Source organism: Vallitalea maricola (assembly GCF_036985595.1).
In the GTDB taxonomy this organism is placed as follows: Bacteria; Bacillota; Clostridia; order Lachnospirales; family Vallitaleaceae; genus Vallitalea; species Vallitalea maricola.
The window spans coordinates 22770-40499 of the sequence record NZ_BTPU01000001.1 but is presented as its reverse complement, the minus strand read 5'-3'; the positions used below and the strand labels follow the sequence as shown (position 1 = coordinate 40499).

The 17730-nt window shown below is 30.3% G+C and carries 15 protein-coding genes and 1 other RNA gene; 5 read left to right on the top strand and 11 right to left on the bottom strand.

Features of this window, described 5'->3' with window-relative positions:
- Positions 1-51 precede the first annotated feature (51 nt).
- Positions 52-189 carry a hypothetical protein gene (locus AACQ14_RS00160; RefSeq protein ID WP_339361538.1) on the bottom strand — a complete coding sequence of 46 codons (138 nt, stop codon included), beginning with the start codon at positions 187-189 and terminating at the stop codon, positions 52-54.
- Between the two features lie 42 nt (positions 190-231).
- Positions 232-3624, bottom strand: coding sequence for a DUF6240 domain-containing protein (locus AACQ14_RS00155; RefSeq protein WP_339361537.1), 3393 nt, complete (start codon positions 3622-3624; stop codon positions 232-234).
- A 266-nt stretch (positions 3625-3890) separates the two neighbouring features.
- Here AACQ14_RS00155 and AACQ14_RS00150 point away from each other — a divergent pair, with 266 nt between their 5' ends.
- Both AACQ14_RS00150 and AACQ14_RS00145 read left to right on the top strand, forming a co-directional pair.
- Positions 3891-5348, top strand: a complete 1458-nt coding sequence (locus AACQ14_RS00150; protein WP_339361536.1) for a M56 family metallopeptidase — start codon at positions 3891-3893, stop codon at positions 5346-5348.
- 11 nt (positions 5349-5359) lie between these two features.
- Entirely contained in the window at positions 5360-5947 is a 588-nt protein-coding gene (locus tag AACQ14_RS00145; RefSeq protein ID WP_339361535.1) for a hypothetical protein, read from the top strand.
- Positions 5948-6004: 57 nt separating this feature from the next.
- On the opposite strand, the gene AACQ14_RS00140 is transcribed toward AACQ14_RS00145, so the two are convergent.
- The 8 genes from AACQ14_RS00140 to tadA all read right to left on the bottom strand — a co-directional run bounded on the left by AACQ14_RS00140 (position 6005) and on the right by tadA (position 13484).
- Positions 6005-6382, bottom strand: a complete 378-nt coding sequence (locus tag AACQ14_RS00140) for a BlaI/MecI/CopY family transcriptional regulator (protein WP_339361534.1) — start codon at positions 6380-6382, stop codon at positions 6005-6007.
- A gap of 187 nt (positions 6383-6569) precedes the next feature.
- Positions 6570-7169, bottom strand: a complete 600-nt coding sequence (gene recR / locus AACQ14_RS00135; RefSeq protein WP_113672806.1) for a recombination mediator RecR — start codon at positions 7167-7169, stop codon at positions 6570-6572.
- A 12-nt stretch (positions 7170-7181) separates the two neighbouring features.
- Complete coding sequence (locus AACQ14_RS00130) at positions 7182-7526, bottom strand: YbaB/EbfC family nucleoid-associated protein (protein ID WP_339361533.1); 345 nt, start codon at positions 7524-7526, stop codon at positions 7182-7184.
- Between the two features lie 358 nt (positions 7527-7884).
- Complete coding sequence (cobT, locus tag AACQ14_RS00125; RefSeq protein WP_339361532.1) at positions 7885-8952, bottom strand: nicotinate-nucleotide--dimethylbenzimidazole phosphoribosyltransferase; 1068 nt, start codon at positions 8950-8952, stop codon at positions 7885-7887.
- Positions 8953-9041: 89 nt separating this feature from the next.
- Positions 9042-10637: a DNA polymerase III subunit gamma/tau gene (dnaX, locus tag AACQ14_RS00120; RefSeq protein ID WP_339361531.1), complete on the bottom strand. Its 1596-nt coding sequence runs from the start codon at positions 10635-10637 to the stop codon at positions 9042-9044.
- A 220-nt stretch (positions 10638-10857) separates the two neighbouring features.
- Positions 10858-11119, bottom strand: an RNA gene (gene ffs / locus AACQ14_RS00115) — signal recognition particle sRNA large type.
- Between the two features lie 187 nt (positions 11120-11306).
- The gene (locus AACQ14_RS00110; protein WP_339361530.1) at positions 11307-12890 is read right to left on the bottom strand and encodes a beta-N-acetylhexosaminidase; all 1584 of its coding nucleotides are present in this window, start codon (positions 12888-12890) and stop codon (positions 11307-11309) included.
- A gap of 75 nt (positions 12891-12965) precedes the next feature.
- Positions 12966-13484, bottom strand: coding sequence for a tRNA adenosine(34) deaminase TadA (gene tadA, locus AACQ14_RS00105; RefSeq protein ID WP_339361529.1), 519 nt, complete (start codon positions 13482-13484; stop codon positions 12966-12968).
- A 119-nt stretch (positions 13485-13603) separates the two neighbouring features.
- Here tadA and AACQ14_RS00100 point away from each other — a divergent pair, with 119 nt between their 5' ends.
- From AACQ14_RS00100 to AACQ14_RS00090, 3 genes are read left to right on the top strand one after another with little or no spacing between them, the layout of a single operon-like run.
- Positions 13604-14029: a DivIVA domain-containing protein gene (locus AACQ14_RS00100; protein WP_339361528.1), complete on the top strand. Its 426-nt coding sequence runs from the start codon at positions 13604-13606 to the stop codon at positions 14027-14029.
- Positions 14030-14050: 21 nt separating this feature from the next.
- The gene (locus AACQ14_RS00095) at positions 14051-14743 is read left to right on the top strand and encodes an anaerobic ribonucleoside-triphosphate reductase activating protein (RefSeq protein WP_339361527.1); all 693 of its coding nucleotides are present in this window, start codon (positions 14051-14053) and stop codon (positions 14741-14743) included.
- Complete coding sequence (locus AACQ14_RS00090; RefSeq protein ID WP_339361526.1) at positions 14744-15610, top strand: AraC family transcriptional regulator; 867 nt, start codon at positions 14744-14746, stop codon at positions 15608-15610.
- A gap of 111 nt (positions 15611-15721) precedes the next feature.
- Here AACQ14_RS00090 and AACQ14_RS00085 read toward each other — a convergent pair whose 3' ends face one another.
- Positions 15722-17722: an alginate lyase family protein gene (locus tag AACQ14_RS00085; RefSeq protein WP_339361525.1), complete on the bottom strand. Its 2001-nt coding sequence runs from the start codon at positions 17720-17722 to the stop codon at positions 15722-15724.
- Positions 17723-17730 lie beyond the last annotated feature (8 nt).

Genomic DNA, 17730 nt, shown 5'->3' with positions numbered 1-17730 from the left:
TCGACTTTTTTCAAAATTTATTTAGACATACCCCAATAAAACCCTTAGGCATTATTCATCATTGCTATGATTCCTGTTTTCATCTAAATTACCTATAAATTCTGCTAGCTTCTTAGCCAATATATAAATATCACCTTTAGCTTGCTGCTTATTATTTTCATTCACACCTGTATTTTCTATGATAACCACTCCTTTTTGAACATTAACTACCTAATAACTTTTGTAAAATTATTATATAAGCATTTCAAAATTACCCATTTTATTATCATTGGATGTATTGTTATTCACTTGCTGTTTAAAATCCAGTGGTGTTTCAATCTGTGGATTATCATATTTTATTGGAGATACATTATAACCCATATCTTCTATCATCGTCTTTAGTTCTTTACTATATTCCATCAAATATTTTGTTTCATTAACCTTAGTAGATGATATATTGATTTCAATATCTTTATCATTCATTTTTACTAATGTATTGACTATTCCAAGATTTTTGGTTTTAAGAGATAACAACACTTTCATTGAATTCTCATGAATAGATTTATCTTTGTCTATGTAATACATATTAAGTTGAGTCATCTCACCATTGAGTAATATAGGTATCTGAAAATAATCTTCTTTGTCTTCCATCTCTTTGTTCATATCTAATATCCGATTTATCTCTGTGAGATCATTAGTTATATTAGGTCTCTTATTTGGATTAAGTTCAAATGACTTTCCTTTAATCTCTTTTAATTCTTCTTGTATTTCATTGTAGATATTTGATATTTCTTCTCCATTGGCAAGACGACTAAGTATTCCACCAAAAGTTTTAGTTATCTCGTTATTAATATCTGCATCATTGAATTCTCCCATAAGATGTTTTAGCTTATTACTCAATTCATTGTTATCCTGCAATAGATTACTTATTGTAGTTAGATTTTTCAGGTTAACAGGTAATTGTAGTTTTTGTAAGAATCTAATAGATTCTGAGGATGTATTCTTCACTTGGTTAAGCTGTTCTCTTATTCTATGGGTATCCAATTCTTGTATTTCATTTTCATCTATCATATTTAATATTTCTTCAATGGGTTTATCCATTATCCCATCTTTTTCTAATAATTTTTTTAGATTATCAGGAGATGATTTTCTAATTAATTCTTTTATGTTATTTTCAAGATACTGCATATCGATTATATTATCTTTTGTTATCTGTAGCTGAAACTCTTCTATGCTTTTCATAAGTTTTATATTGCTTTTATTAACCTCAAAACCAGCTTTTTCAAATGCTTCTTGTATCTGGTTTCTAATAGATTCACTATCATATTTCAAGTTCTCTAATGTACCAAAATTGTCATCTATGTTCACATTGATATCTGTACGTTTTCCACCAGTTTTTCTTAGATATTTTGCTGCTTCCATAAGGTTGTTGAGAGATAGTTTCATATCTTTTTTTACTAGAAATCCTACTGCTCTTCCTTCTGATTTGGATATGGTATGAAGCATTCTATATATACCTATCATACTTTTTCTCTCTTTTTCAGATAGAGTATTGTCTTTATCCATTTCATTTATAAATGCTGCTATTTTATCTGTTAAGTCCTCTCCAATTAGCTCATCAAAATTGTGCATGTAATTAATAACTTCATTAATATTCATTTCTACTGGTGATAGATTATCTTTTATCATATGTGCAACTATGTTAGGATGAAGTCTGTTCAACACAATATTTACTTGTTGATCCAGAAGCTTTATATTATTAATATTACTTTCTGAGATTTCCATTTCATTGTGGGCTAGAATTTTAGCTGCCCTTATATTTTCAGTATTAATATCTATATTTAACTCTTTTAGAAGATTCTCTAACTGATTAAAAGTCTTTTTAATATTATCTCCAAGATCTGCTCTTGGCTTAGTTCCCAGTTTATCATACATTTCTTGCAGCATATTACTCTTATTAGTAATGTCATTATTATCGCTGGTTATAGCTTTTATAGTAAAATCTACTGCTTTTTTCATTACTTGTCCTAATATGTTGGTAGATGTATTTCTTGCTTTCTCAACTGTCTCTAACACTTCATTCATCTTATCAATATTAGAATCTGATATTTTAGCTCCTACTGATGACAGTTCATTCTTTATGTCAGCTCTTTCTAGTTGTTTAAGCTCTTCAACAAGTTGGTTCAGTGGTGCTGTATCAATTTTTATTCCATTATCAAACATCCTGTTAGCTGATTCTATAGTCATCTTCAATCTAATCTCTTCAAGCTGTCTCTTGGCTGTTATATATTTATCTTGTTGATTTTCAGATAAGTTAGTTTCTCTTTCTTCACTGACGGACTTATCTTCATATTCTTTTTCTAGATTGTCTAGATTAATGGTTTTTCCCTTGATTATAAGTTTCCTAAGATGTTCATCTTTTATGTTAGGTAGATTGTCTATGGTCTTTTTAGCCTTTAATCTATCTGATTTATCATTTTTTATGACCTTATTGTGCTGGGATATATTATTGCTGAATTCAATGTCATCTATTTTCTTGTTATTTATAATATTATCAACAGCTTTATCTATAATCTGTTCTGGTTTAATATTATTTTCAATATCCTTTAGGTATAGGTATTTTTCAATATTTGCCTTATCTATTTCTACATTATTTTGAATTAAGGTTTTAGCAGCCTTAATAGTTTTCTCATTAGGGTCAATATCATTATTCTTAAGTATATTTTTTATCTGTGGTTCTAATTCTTTTAACTCATCCTTTGTAATAGGTGCACTTTGATTATTAGAGTTATTACCGTATGAACTATTAGCACTATTAGATTTTCCGCTAGTATATTTCGCCTCATATAGTTTTTCAACTGTCATTTCTATATTGTTTTTAAGGACATTTAATATAGCTTCTTCTTTTAATTGTTTGATTGCATCATACTTATTGAGTGCACTTCTCAATTTCATAATATTGTGTTCATTAACAGGAAGATTTTTTTCTTTTAGTTTGTTTATTATTGATTTTATTTCTTCTTTACTTCCAAAAATCTTGGCGTATCTTTCAATTTCTTTATTAATTTCTTTTTTTATTTTTTTTGTATCATCTTTCTTTACTGCTAATTTATTCTTGGATACTATTTTTTCAAATAAATCTATGGTCATTTTTTCCGGATTGTAGCTTTTGCTAATAATATCTTTTATATCCTCATCAGTTACTTTTGATAATAGTATCTCTAGTTGTTTTTTAGTACTATTTATTATATCTTTATATTCATCTATGGTACTCTTATCTTTATTTTTCATAGATGTGATTATATCCATCATTTCTTTGCTCATAGGCGTATTTTTGTTCCATATATCTCTAAAAGATGACATTTTATTGTTTCTTCTTGTTATTTCTTTTTCTTTTGAAATATATTTCAAACTAATCTTATCTCCTTTAGCTTCTTCTATCTGAAAGCTGCATGTTTCACCTATATCTTCTTTTATTTCAATATTATTAGGAACCATAATATCCCTACCCATAACCTCTATCAATGTACCTGCTTCATTTTTATCCTTCACAAGTCCTGTAACATTATCATTGTTGTAGTTCATTTTCTTGGTAGAATCGTCAATATTGAAGGTAGTACTTGTTACATCCCATATAGTGTTCATAACCTAATCAACTCCGTTTTTGATTCAATAGTTATTTTATATATCGGCATTTATCCTCAATTAATGAGATAAAAAAATTTAATTTGATATGCTTAAAAAGTAGTACTTTCATGTAAAAAAAGCAAAAGAGACTTCAACAGGTGGTAAGCATTTTGCTGGTTCCGGAAGAATTAATGTATCATCTCCACCTGATATTTTTATAACAATTTATTCCAAACCTATTGATTCTTCAGCTATTTCTTATATAATATATATTGGTGATTAGTATGCTGAATCTAGATTATTTATTTAATGTATGTATGATAACCTCAATCAAAGGTATTATTCTTATTCTCATTATTCTAACACTGCAACATATATTCAAGAGAAACTTTACATCTAGATGGGTCTATACACTATGGTCAGTACTAATAGTAAGATTACTGATACCCACCAGCCCTCTTGAAAATGTATTATCTCTGTATAACTTAGGAATAGTTAAAAGATTAAGCTTTGATAAAGGTAATATTTTGTTAGGCAGATTAGGTACTTCTTATGATAGCTTTGAGTTTATTGGCGATAACATCCCTGTAGACTCATTTGTTAATAATGCTTTTTCCATAAATTGGAAACATCAGTTTGCAATCATATGGATAATAGGCATTCTATTTTTCTTGTTGATTTTTATTTATATTAATATAAACCTAACAATGCTTTTCAGAAATTCCAATATAAGTACCAATGAAAATATGCTAAAAATTATGAAGGAATGTAAGTGTCAGATAAATACAAAGAAAAATATTAAACTATATATTTCTTCTAACTTATCTTCACCTATGACTTATGGGATTATATTTCCCAAAATAATTGTACCCCAAGAAATCATTACCAGTTTAAACTACAATGAGTTAAAATTCATATTTCTACACGAAATGGTTCATATAAAAAGATATGATGTATTATTTAATATCTTAGGTATGCTGGTATGTATCTTACATTGGTTTAATCCTTTAGTATGGTACGTATTCTTTAGAAGTAAAAAAGATTGTGAATTGGCATGTGATGAAAGCGTATTGAAATATCTAGGTAGACATGAATATAAAACTTATGGACTTACTCTGATACAAATACTGGAGTTAAATATTTCAACAAAAATCAATAACACCATTGTAGCTAAAGCCCTTATAAATGATCGTTCAGAAGCTAATGCACGAATACTTCAGATAAATAATTTCAACCAAAAAAGCAAACCTGTAATTATTTTTTCTGCAATTATGATATTTATAATCGGATTACTAGGACTTAATGATTCTACTTGTAGAAGACCTTCAATTACTTATCATAAACAAGATTTATATACTTACTTACAAGTATCTGAATATGATATTCGTAAAAGTTATGGTATTCAGCCTGTACATACTTTTTTATTAAAGACCAATGATCTTCCTTACTATATTGTTTATTATAACGTACTTGGAGAAAAAGTACAATTTTGGTTTGATGGTACTGACGGAAATGGTTCATCCAGAAAAACACTGGAAATCACAACTACTGGATATAAGGATATAAAACAGGGTATGTCTGAATCCAAAGCACTTAAAATAGCCCAAGTTAATAATATGAAACTGATAAATAAAGATTTTACCAATTCATTTCATAAATATTTTTATGAAGACGCAGACTGTAACGTCATGATAATCATTAACTCTAATAATAAAAAAGTTTATAGTATAACTATATATTAAGGTGGAATAAGATGAGATTAAGGAAAAAGATTCTAATTATATTATTGTTTTTAAACGCATCTGTATTATTCTACATTTTTGTGGTAGAAGATATATACATACAATATGAGGATAATCCATTGGATCAAAGATCAGGTGATAATCTATTTGATAATATAACTCCCTTTGTAGTTGATTCTTATAATGCATTAATAACCGAGAGTACTATATCTACTGGAATGTATACTGATGCTAATTACAAAAATTTTTATGTGATTATTAAAATTCCAAGCAACCATCCATTGTTAAGAAATAAAGATAACGTACATATTGGGTTTGAATCAAAATTGCAAAAAACTAGTGAATGGGTTTCCAACAATAAATATATTATTAGAATGTATTATTATAAAGATGATAATCCCGACAATGAACCAATTCTATTTTATAATAAAAAATGGGTAGGTTTAGATAAAAGAGTATCCACCAAACAACTAATTCCAAAAGAAGCACAAGGTAATTCAATATACATCCAATACGCTTCTGATTTAGGTTCCTTTTTCTTCATGAAAAATGGTAATGACACACGTTTCTTCCATAATTACTTGTCAATAATAAGTTGATTACATACTCATATTCAAATAATGTCATTAAGCAAAATAAAACTCATAAATAGGGTTTTATTTTTTATTTTCATCCTCATTGAGTAGATCTTTCAATACATCTATATCCTTCTGTGTCAGCTTATTATTCTTAACGAAATTAGATACTAAAAGTCCTATTGAACCTTTGTATACTTTATTGATAAATTTATTAGTTGCTTCTTTGACACATTCCTCTTTTGATAATAGAGGATAGTACATATTGAATTTTTCCTTTTCAACGCCTAAAACATTTTTATCCACTAATCTTCTTATTAGAGTCCTTACTGTCTTATCACTCCAAGAAGTTTTCAGTTCTAACTTTTTAATGATGTCATATGCTCTTATCTTCTTATTATCCCATACTATCTCCATTACTTCCCATTCGGCGTCGGATATTCTATTGTCTGTTTTCATTATTTATCATCCCTTTTAATTCTATCTATACTAAGTTATGTTACTATTATACACTATTTTCGTATTAATAACTAACTTCATCATATAAGATTTCAAGGAAAATAGAAAGTAGTACTTTGGTATTAACAAAAACAAAAATCATAATTAAAACTATTTTTAACTATGATTTTCATATATAAATATATTATTATAACTCTATTCTTCCTTCTAATGCCCTTGACAAAGTTACTTCATCAACATATTCCAAGTCTCCGCCAATAGGAACACCATTAGCGATTCTAGATACCTTTATCTGTAAGGGTTTTATTAATTTGCTTAGATACATTGCAGTAGCTTCTCCTTCAACTGTTGAGTTGGTAGCAAGTATAACTTCTTTAACAGTATCAGAAGACAGTCTCGTCAACAGTTCTTTGATCTTGAGGTCCGATGGTCCTATTCCAATCATAGGAGAAATTGCTCCATGAAGTATATGATATACTCCTTTGTATTGTTTTGTTCTTTCATAGGCAGCCATATCCCTAGAATCTTCTACTACCATTATAGTATCTAAATCTCTTTTTGGACTGCTACAAATAGGACATAACTCTGCATCTGTAATTGTACAACACTTACTGCAGTACTTAACATGTTTCTTAGCATCAACTATTGCACTTGATAATCTTTCTGCTTGTTCTGCTGGCATATTTATTATATGAAAAGCTAATCTCTGAGCTGTCTTACTTCCAATACCAGGTAATCTTGATAGTTCTTCTATTAACTTTCCTATTTGATTTCCAAAATAGTCCATTATATCATCCTTCTAGAATAAACCTGGCATGTTTAATCCACCAGTAACTTTTGACATTTGCTGATTAACCTTCTCATCAGCTGTACGCATAGCTTCGTTAACAGCAGCAAGAATTAGATCTTCTAACATTTCTACATCATCTTCATCTACTACTTCAGGGTTAATGCTTACTTTTGTAACTTCTTTTTTACCAGTTACTGTTACTTTTACTGCTCCACCACCTGCTGAAGCCTCAAACACTTGATTATCCAGGTCTTCTTGCATTTCCTGCATTTTCTTTTGCATCTTTTGTGCTTGTTTCATTAAATTGTTCATATTATTAGGCATTCCGCCTCCAAAACCGCCTCTTTTTGCCATAGTGAAAAATCCTCCTTAAATTTATAATTCAATAATAATTGATAATTTCTTATTTTGATTTATAGAATCTTAACATCAAAGTTATCTTTTGACGTAATTTCTTCATAGTTCTCATTAACAATTTCTAACACAATGTATATTTTACTAATAAAAGCCTCTTATGACAAGTACTTTTTATTAACATCCTCAACATAGACAATATATACAACACTCCATCTACAGCTGGGAATTATATCTTATATAAAATTCAATTCAATAATAATCATCTATTAAATTATATCACAAAAAACTAAACACAAACCATAAAAATTGCTAAAAATGAGTTATATATATCGAATTTAACTTCGTTGACTAATGCTTATGTACGTATATCCACCAAGTAATCCGTATCTATCTCGGCTGATTCAAAGGTAATCATATTATTCATCATAGCAAGGGCTGATTCAATTATATTAAACATTAAAGGACAACCTGTTCCCTCTCCTAATCGCATATTCATATGTAAACATGGTTCTAATCCCATAGTATCCATCATAGATTTATATCCAGGTTCCATTGAATAATGGGAAGGTATCATATATTCTTTCACCACTGGATTCAATTTATAGGCAAGTAATGCTGCCGCCGCCGATATAAACCCATCTATGACTATTGGTAAACGGTAATATGCCGCTCCAATATAACAGCCTACAAGACCAGCTATATCCAAACCGCCAACTTTTGTTAATACATCTATAGGGTCATTTGGATTAGGCTTATGATAGTCAATGGCTTTTCGAATCACTGTTTTTTTATTCTCCAAAGCCTCATCTGTTAATCCCCCGCCCTTACCAACAGCTATGTCCTCATTGCACCCTGTAAGTGACATGAGAACAGCACTGCTTGTACTGGTATTGCCTATACCCATTTCACCCGTACCTAAGAGGTTATAACCTTGGTCTAATAATTGCTTGACTGTTTCTATACCAATACTTATAGCCTCAATCACTTGTTCTCTACTCATTGCAGGACCTTTTGCAAAATTATGTGTCCCATACATTACTTTTTTATGGATGAGTCTCGGATGTTCTAGATCTGCTTTTATTCCTATGTCAATGACTCTAATTTCTGCACCAGATTGTTTACTCAACACACTAATTCCGGTTAATCCGTCTAGCATGTTTATGGTTTGCATAGCCGTCACATTTTGAGGGGTTGAACTTACGCCTTCTTCAACAATACCATTATCTGCTGACATAACAATGGTACATTTCTTTTTAATTACATTATTAATTTCCCCTGTGATACCTGCTATTTGTATAGCTATATCTTCAAGTTTTCCTAAACTCCCCAAAGGTTTTGCCAGATTGTTCACCCTTATTTGAGCTTCCTTGAGAGCTTTTTTATCCAACTTATCAATAGACTCAATTATATGTTTTAGTTCCATCACATATCACTCCTTTAAAAAAGGCTAGCTCACTGTTGAAATCTCAGGTGAGGTAGCCCTATATATTATGTCCATTTTACTTATTGTTTTTAAACAATCTCAACATCCAAATTAACCTTTGCTGCAATTTCCCCATAATTGTTTTCTACCTTATCCTCTTTCACAGTGGAAGCACCACCACTTAACATCTTGTATTCATCTGCGTCAATTATCTTAAGATCGAATTGCTTATTACCTATAGCCTGCAACTCATCATTTATTTTACTCATAATCTCATCTTGGGATAAGTACTTCTTACCTACATCATCTTTACAAACAATATATAATAATCCATCATCCATATATGTAGGTTTTGCATCACGAATTAGTGCTTTTCCAATGCCACTAAAATGTCCCACGAATTTATCCCAATTCTTAATTGCCTTCTTAATATCTTCTGGAACAGCCTTGGATAAAGGTTTTATCTTAGGCACCTTTTTTTCCTCTGGCTCCCTGGCAGTTACTGTACTTTGTGTCTGTACAATCTGTACACCTTTTTCCAATTTTTCTTCTAAATCCTTGATACGTTCTAATAAGCCCATTGCAGAATTATCCATGGAAGGTTGACATAACTTCATAAGTTCAACTTCCAATAGAATTCTTTTTCTAGATGAATATTTAATTTTCACTTCTAGTTCAGAGAATACTTTTATATAGTATATTAATTCATCCTCTGTAATTCTATCTGCCTGAACCTTAATTTCATCTATATTCTCCTTAGACATATCCAATATCTGCATACCGTCTTTTACTGATTTCAGGACTAATATGTTTCTCAAGTGATTTATCAAATCCATTATGAACTGATTAATATCTCTTCCTTGCATTATTACTGCTTCAGTCAGTTCCATACATTTTTTGGCATCTTTTGTTTTTACCGCATCTATCATATTAATAAAAATACTTGTATCAACTGCACCAAGAACTTCTAATACTTTTTCTATGGTTATTTCCTGCCCTAGATAAAAAGCTATACATTGATCCAGTATACTCAGTGCATCACGCATAGAACCATCTGCTACTTTTGCTATATATCTAATTGCTTTTTCCTCTATATCAATATGTTCCTCATTCATATAAAAAGTAAGTGTATCTGATATTGTCTGTATGGATATTCTCTTGAAATCATATCTTTGACACCTTGATAAAATTGTTGCAGGTATCTTGTGAGGTTCTGTCGTTGCAAGTATGAATATAACATGCTCTGGAGGTTCTTCCAGTGTCTTTAAAAGTGCATTGAAGGCACCTGTTGAAAGCATATGGACCTCGTCAATGATATATACTTTGTATTTACCTTCTGTAGGTGTGTATTTGACTTCTTCTCTGATCTCTCTAATATTATCTACACCATTATTAGAAGCCGCATCTATTTCAATAATATTCATACTACGATTCTCATTTATGGTTCTACAAACTGAACATTCATTGCAAGGGCTTCCCTCTACAGGTGTCTCACAATTGACAGCCTTTGCGAATATTTTAGCAGTAGAAGTCTTACCAGTACCCCTTGTACCGCAAAATAAATAGGCATGTGCTATTCTATTCGCCATTATCTGATTGCTCAATGTCTTAACTATATGTTCTTGTCCCATCACGCCCTCAAAACCTTTTGGACGCCATTTCCTATAAAGAGCTGTATATGACATACTTACACTTCCTTCTATACATCTAAGAGATTATTTCTCATCAAACTTTTTCTAACCTACACACTTATATTAAATTATATCACAAAAAACACGCTTGTTAAACAAATACCACGTCAGAACAAAACACTTTTTCTGACTTACTTGCACAAAATTTTATAGAACCAATTCAAAAAAAGGCTACTAATAATTACTAGTCAGCCTCATAAATTACATAATTAAACCGTGCACCGCACATCGACAAATATTCATAAGCGTTACCTCTATAGTTAGCTCAAATCAGGCAACCTTACGGCACACAGGAGGTTCTACTTAGTGCTGCTTCCTTCCAGACCTGACACGGTTCATAGATTCCTGTTGCGTAAGACCCAATCATCATCGCCACTTTTAAAGGGCAGCCTTACAAAATAAATGCCTCCGATTGGCAACACCCCTGCTATAGCGGATTGCAGGTATAGGGCACCGCTAACTCCCCGGCTGCACGGAAACTTTATATTATTCATATTAAAATCATATAAGACCCTAATATGATAATTCACTTTTATAATATAAGTATAAGCTAATAAGTTGATATTATACTTTATATTGTATCGAATAGTATATATGTTTTTTGCTCATATGTCAACTGGAATATTATATAATTCATCAAATTTTAATCTTATGTTTGGTCTATTACTTGTTATTAATAAAAAGTTGACGTATCACACTTAATAGATTATCAACTTGTTTAACATGCTTATATACTTCTATCTTGGCTTTTAAACCCTTGACATCTGCTTGAGATTTAGTTGCATAATTAATCCCTAATTTATCTAATAACTTATTAAGTGATTTTAATCTAATAGTAAAATCATCATAATCTTTTAAGTTTTCATTAGTCCATCCTATTTCGGATAAAGCTGACAATCTTGGAAATGTCAAATAATCGATTTTATCAAGATCTTTGACATATTCTGTCCATAGAGGTGCTTCTACTCCTAATATATTTTGTTCTTTATCCTTTTGTATACCCTCAGAAACAGGTTTATACTCATAGGTTTTCTTTAAAGGAGTAAGACCATATGGATAATCAAGATAAACATGATGAACATCAGACATAATAACTTTTCTGTTTTCATTAATAGCTTTTACAGTATTTTTATGATTATTTCCATCCAACCAATGTTGTACAACTACAGATTCATCCAGATTACCTGATTTTAGGGAATCGTTCCATGTTATAGCTCTTTTATTTCTCTCCTTCAAAAACTTAGCTATCCTATTAGTAAAATAACCTTGAAGTTCTTCCTCATTCTTAAGGTTTTCTTCTTTTATTTTGTTTTGACAGTGAGGACATTCTATCCATTGTTCCTTTGGAACCTCATCTCCGCCAATATGTATTAGTTCTCCTGGGAATAATTCGATTATTTCTCCTAGGACATCAAATATGAATTCATAAGTACTTTCCTTACCCGCACAGGCAATATCTTTTATAATACCAAATTTAGTACCTACATCCAATTGTTTGCCGCTGCAACTTAATTCAGGATATGATGCTAAAACTGCCAAAAAATGACCTGGCATATCAAATTCTGGAATAATAGTTATATATCTTTCATTTGCATAATCTACAATTTCTTTTATATCACTGGCTGTATAATAACCCCCATGAGGCGTGTTATCAGACTTCCCACCTATTATAGTCTCTTTTCTCTTAGAACCAATTTCCGTTAATTTCGCATATTTTTTTATCTCCATCCTGAAACCTTGATCTTCTGTCAAATGCCAATGGAAAATATTCAGTTTATGGAGAGCTGCTAGATCAATCATTCTCTTAACAATTTTTTTATCAAAAAAGTGTCTGCACACGTCAAGCATGTAACCCCTATATTCATACCTTGGTATATCTTCAATCTCTACGCAAGGTAATTCATAGGGATTATCATTCATTATCTGTCTGAGAGTCTGTATTCCATAAAACATACCCTGAAGGGTCATAGCATCCATCTGTATTCTACTATCGGTAATACTAATCTTATATCCTTCCTTACCTAGATTCACTAGAGCATCATTAAGACTTAATCTTATTACATCATTCTCTACTGACTCATTTGTAACCTCTAACTCCAGATTACTAGCTTCTTTTAAATATTGTTTTAGAAATCTTATAACAGGTTTGATCTCATCTTCAAAGCTTAACTTAGTAGACTTATTAAGATTGAATACCCCTTCTTTTAAAATAATATGATTAGGTTTTGGTATAATATTAATACTCATTTCTAATTCCTTCTTTCTACTATTATTATAAATTCGGGTCTGTCCTTTAGATGTATTAAGAAGTCATATAAAAAATTATTTGTTCTTCTCTCTTAATTTCCTGAAAAAATCTTTTAATAACTTACTACTTTCCTCTTCCAATACTTCTCTAGTTACATTGGCTTGATGATTGAATCTTTCCTCTTCCAATAAGTTTATTATGGACCCTGCGCATCCAGCTTTTTTGTTATAGGCTGCTATTACAACTCTAGGTATTCTAGCTTGTACTATAGCTCCAGCACACATAGGACATGGCTCCAATGTTATATACATTGTGCAATCATCCAGTCTCCAATCTCCTACCACTTTGGAAGCTTCATTTATAGCTAATATCTCTGCATGAGCCAGAGTATTTTTATCTGTATTTCTTCTATTAAAAGCTTTTGCTATTATTTCATCGTTTTTAACTATTACAGCACCTATTGGAACTTCATCTATATCAAATGCTTTTTTAGCTTGTTCAAGTGCTTCATTCATATATTCTATGTCTTTACTATTTTGCACACGCTCACCTACAATTCGTCTACCCTGATTTATTGAAACATTTTCTTGCATTTTCCCTTAGATAATGCTACCATTATTATAAAATAACAGTGCGATTAAAACAATGATTTAATCTAACATTTTAATATAATATTTTAACATAAAATAAGGTTAATTCTAGGGAGGTTATTATGTCTACTTCATTCAATATGGTAAAAAAAGGTTACGACCCTAAAGAAGTACAAGAATACATACAACTATTAGAAAAAGAATTAGCAACTTACAAAGATAAGGAAGAATTTATTTCTAGAGCTCTAGTTGAGGCACAAGTTTCTGCTAAAAATGTAGTGGAACAAGCTAAAGATCAAGCAATACAGATTGAAGAGGATGCAAAACACAAACTTGAACACATTAAAGAAAAAATTGAACACTCAAAGGAAAAGATATATCAATTTGAAGAGGAATATGCAAATTTTACTAAGAGATTTGAAGCCTCCTTTAATGAAAATGAACTTAATAAATTACTTACAAGTTTAGATTCCATATATACATCTTTAGAAGTAAGTCAATCTGGAAATGAAGAACCTAAAGAAGATGTAATTGACTCTGCAGTTTAATTAAAGATTAGGAGTTTATATATGAATATAAAAGGGTTTACAAAAACAACTCTATTAGATTATCCTGGTCATATTGCATCCACTATATTTACTGGTGGATGTAATTTTAATTGTCCCTATTGTCATAATGGGGATTTAGTCACTGCTCATAAGGACATGGATAATATTACTGAGGAGAGCGTACTTGCTCATATCAAAAAACGTTGTGGTATAATTAACTACATATGCATAAGTGGCGGAGAGCCAACATTACAACCAGATTTAATCAGTTTTCTACAGAAGATAAAAGAATATCCAATAAAAATAAAGCTTGATACCAATGGAACCAATCCAAGTGTAATAAAATCAGCCTACAAAAATAATTTAATAGATTACATAGCCATGGATATAAAAAATAGTAAGGACAAATATGCTCTTACCGTTAATAGAAATATAAACATTACTGATATTGAAGAGTCTGTAGATTATATAAAAAATTGTGGTATAGATTATGAATTTCGAACCACCGTTATAAAAGAATTCCATACTACCCATGATATAGTTAATATTGGTGAATGGCTGAATGGCAGTAAAAGATTTTTTATTCAACAGTATGTTGAAAGTGATAAACAAATAAAACAAGGTTTTCATGCTCATAGCCATGAAACATTAATGAATTTTAAAAATCATGTTGTACCTTATTTTGAATCAGTATCTATTCGAGGAGTTGATTAGATGGTTAGTAATTCTGGTTATTCTGAGAATAATCAAGAACCCTTAGGTTACAAATCTGATGATCAATTTTTCATTGTCAACAGTTGTGGTAATGACAAGTTTTATAATACTAGTTTTTGGCAGAGAAGATTTAGCGGAAGAAAAGATTATTATCTAATCTATGTTAAAAAAGGTGTTCTATCATGTAATATCAATCGTACTCCATATAAAATCAATAAAGGCGAAGTAATTATTATAGATCCTGACATATCCCATGAAATATATTATTCGGATAAAATATATCATGAAGTCTTTTGGGTTAATTTTACTGGCTATGGAGTTATTGATGTATTACAAGAACTAAATCTTATTTGCGAAAAAATCTATTATGTTGAAGATTGTCCTGTTATTGATAACCTATTTACGAATATAATTAAAGAGCTTCAAATAAAAAGCAAATCATATATCATAATATGTAGCGGATACCTTGTTGAATTGTTAACAACTATCTCTAGATGCAAAAAGAATTCTCATGGCAATACCCATGCCAGTGAATCTGAATTACATAAAATCATGAATTATCTAAATGAAAGTTACCACCATCAACATACAATAGAAGAACTGGCTAATAAGTGTAATCTATCTCCCTACTACTTTATACGAAAGTTCAAAAAAGTATCTGGTTATTCTCCGCAAAAATATTTATTAAAAATACGTATGGAAAATGCTAAGAAAATGCTTGTTGAATCTAATCTTAATATTGGTGATATCGGAATTATGGTAGGATTCAAGAATTCATTATATTTTAGTAAAGCTTTCAAAGAATTTGTTGGAATAAGTCCTTCCCAATATCGAAAAATTTCACGAGATACAAAAAATAATTCATAATATAAAGTGCTCCCTGAAGAGTAAACAGTTTTTACTATTTTGACTGTCTACCTTACGGGGAGCTTATGATTTCTCTTTATTAATATCAAATTGTACTTGTTTAATCCTAGATTATCTTTCTAGAATTGTATTTGTACTCATATTATTAGTTGTATCTATTACTACTACTCTTCCAAAAAAACTATGGTCTTCTACTTGAAATAGATTAATACCAGAAGAAGTTTCTTCGTGAGCTATAAACACAATATATTCTTTGTTGTTTTTAGTTATTTTTATTGCTTCTATACTTTCAGGATCATGTCCTATTGTTTTTCCAACTGAATGAACGGCAACCTTCGAAATAACCGCTTTTGAATGAATCGTTTTATCATTTATGTCAACTACAAAAGTTCTGTAACAATTTTTGTTATCTGAAAAAGTAGTTTTGACAGTTGTATTCTGTTCTATTTTATTATAAACTCTAGATATTTTAGTGTTAATTTTTTCCATATTAACATCATCAATAAAATGGATAAAAACATTTGATTTCTCACTATTATATGAAATCAAACGACTATCTTCATTCACTTTAATTTTTCCATCATTATTAAAGTGAAGATATTGATTGTATTGGTGTTCTCCCCTTGTATACAATTCATCTGAAACAATATATATATCTGGTTTAATAAAAATTATTTTACGATTTACATAAACACCTTGATCGAGATAACCCATATGGGCACCTTGAATAAAATCATACTTATCAGAGATATAGGTTGGTTGTTTTACTGATGTGGCAAGTTTGCTATATCCCCATGAATCCGTCATTTTCATAAAATCCGTATTATCAACAATAATTGTATTGTGTCCGAAAGCTCCCTTAAGTTCATGTCTAATAGGGTTATTAACATAGGTATAGCGTCCGCTGTCAACTAATATATCTTCTCCATTAGCCATTAAATCAATGTGCAGCTTTTCACAATGTCCATGGCCGCCACCAACACTGCCACAAGAAAAATGCAACAGGTTTCCGTCTTCTTTCCAATTTGAACGAAGATAATAATTACCACTGCTTTCAAGTGAATAGGATGCAAAATCTGGTTCTACAGCCTCTATTTTATCATATGTTTCTATAGCCGTATATCCTAATTCCCATAAACTGTTAAAGTCAAGTTTCTTATAACCAGCGAATTTTAAAAGACCATCATTAAAAACATAACTACTTAATGTAATAATATCTCTAAGGTCAAAATCATCACTGTCACCTTGCATCAATTCTTTATGATTAGGTTTTTTCCATATGACATTTACCAAAGCCATTTGTTTTACTTTTTGAATAAAACGATCTGAAAAAAGCACATTATTTATTTTACCTATATGTATAACATCTAAAAAACAATGTAAAACCTCGTTATGATACATAGGTGACTTTTCCCAGTGAACACCGTCATCCATAATCTGAATAGCTATTTCTTCTTCTAATCTTTGTTTTGCAGTCTGAACATATTTTTTATTGCCTAGTGCAATACCAACTTCGAAGAGTCCGTGATTTTCCAGTACTCCCCAGTTACTTATTTTACTAAATGGTACATCTTTTGATATTAAATAATCACCATGTTCTTTTAAACTACTTATAAATTTAGTTATGACATCAAGAGTAATATACTCACTATCTCTAAAATAATTAAAGGCCTTTAACCAATATTCACAGCGAAGTCCTGCTTCTATAGATCGCCATGTTGTATTTTCCGAATTATCATTAAGCTTTACATTATCAATCCAATGAGTTAGCTGAGAAACAAAGGTCTTAGCATATTTCTCATCCCCAGTTAACTGATACGCTTGGCCTAAACAAATCCAATATCGATGACGATTGAGTGCGTAAGTCCATTCTGGATCATTTTCTGGATAATACTCCCAATCTATCTCTTCTTCAAAATGAACGATTTCATGGGTTTGTTCCATATCCCAGTTTAGATTAAATATAAAGTTTTGATTGCAGATATTATTAGCTGTTTCAATGACTTCTTTTACTTCTTCTGAGTAGTTTTCTAAGCAATACTCAGCTACTTTTTTAAAGTCAATATTAGTAAGATTTAGGTAGCTGTTAATTTTTATATTATTTGATAACATTTTTTGAT

Bases quoted from the DNA above. Each gene is read 5' to 3' on its own strand.
- cobT (WP_339361532.1), bottom strand. From the start codon at position 8,952: ATGGAACTAAAACATATAATTGAGTCTATTGATAAGTTGGATAAAAAA.
- dnaX (WP_339361531.1), bottom strand. From the start codon at position 10,637: ATGTCATATACAGCTCTTTATAGGAAATGGCGTCCAAAAGGTTTTGAG.
- AACQ14_RS00090 (WP_339361526.1), top strand. From the start codon at position 14,744: ATGGTTAGTAATTCTGGTTATTCTGAGAATAATCAAGAACCCTTAGGT.
- AACQ14_RS00150 (WP_339361536.1), top strand. From the start codon at position 3,891: ATGCTGAATCTAGATTATTTATTTAATGTATGTATGATAACCTCAATC.
- tadA (WP_339361529.1), bottom strand. From the start codon at position 13,484: ATGCAAGAAAATGTTTCAATAAATCAGGGTAGACGAATTGTAGGTGAG.
- AACQ14_RS00095 (WP_339361527.1), top strand. From the start codon at position 14,051: ATGAATATAAAAGGGTTTACAAAAACAACTCTATTAGATTATCCTGGT.
- AACQ14_RS00155 (WP_339361537.1), bottom strand. From the start codon at position 3,624: ATGAACACTATATGGGATGTAACAAGTACTACCTTCAATATTGACGAT.
- AACQ14_RS00145 (WP_339361535.1), top strand. From the start codon at position 5,360: ATGAGATTAAGGAAAAAGATTCTAATTATATTATTGTTTTTAAACGCA.
- recR (WP_113672806.1), bottom strand. From the start codon at position 7,169: ATGGACTATTTTGGAAATCAAATAGGAAAGTTAATAGAAGAACTATCA.
- AACQ14_RS00130 (WP_339361533.1), bottom strand. From the start codon at position 7,526: ATGGCAAAAAGAGGCGGTTTTGGAGGCGGAATGCCTAATAATATGAAC.
- AACQ14_RS00140 (WP_339361534.1), bottom strand. From the start codon at position 6,382: ATGAAAACAGACAATAGAATATCCGACGCCGAATGGGAAGTAATGGAG.
- AACQ14_RS00110 (WP_339361530.1), bottom strand. From the start codon at position 12,890: ATGAGTATTAATATTATACCAAAACCTAATCATATTATTTTAAAAGAA.
- AACQ14_RS00085 (WP_339361525.1), bottom strand. From the start codon at position 17,722: ATGTTATCAAATAATATAAAAATTAACAGCTACCTAAATCTTACTAAT.
- AACQ14_RS00100 (WP_339361528.1), top strand. From the start codon at position 13,604: ATGTCTACTTCATTCAATATGGTAAAAAAAGGTTACGACCCTAAAGAA.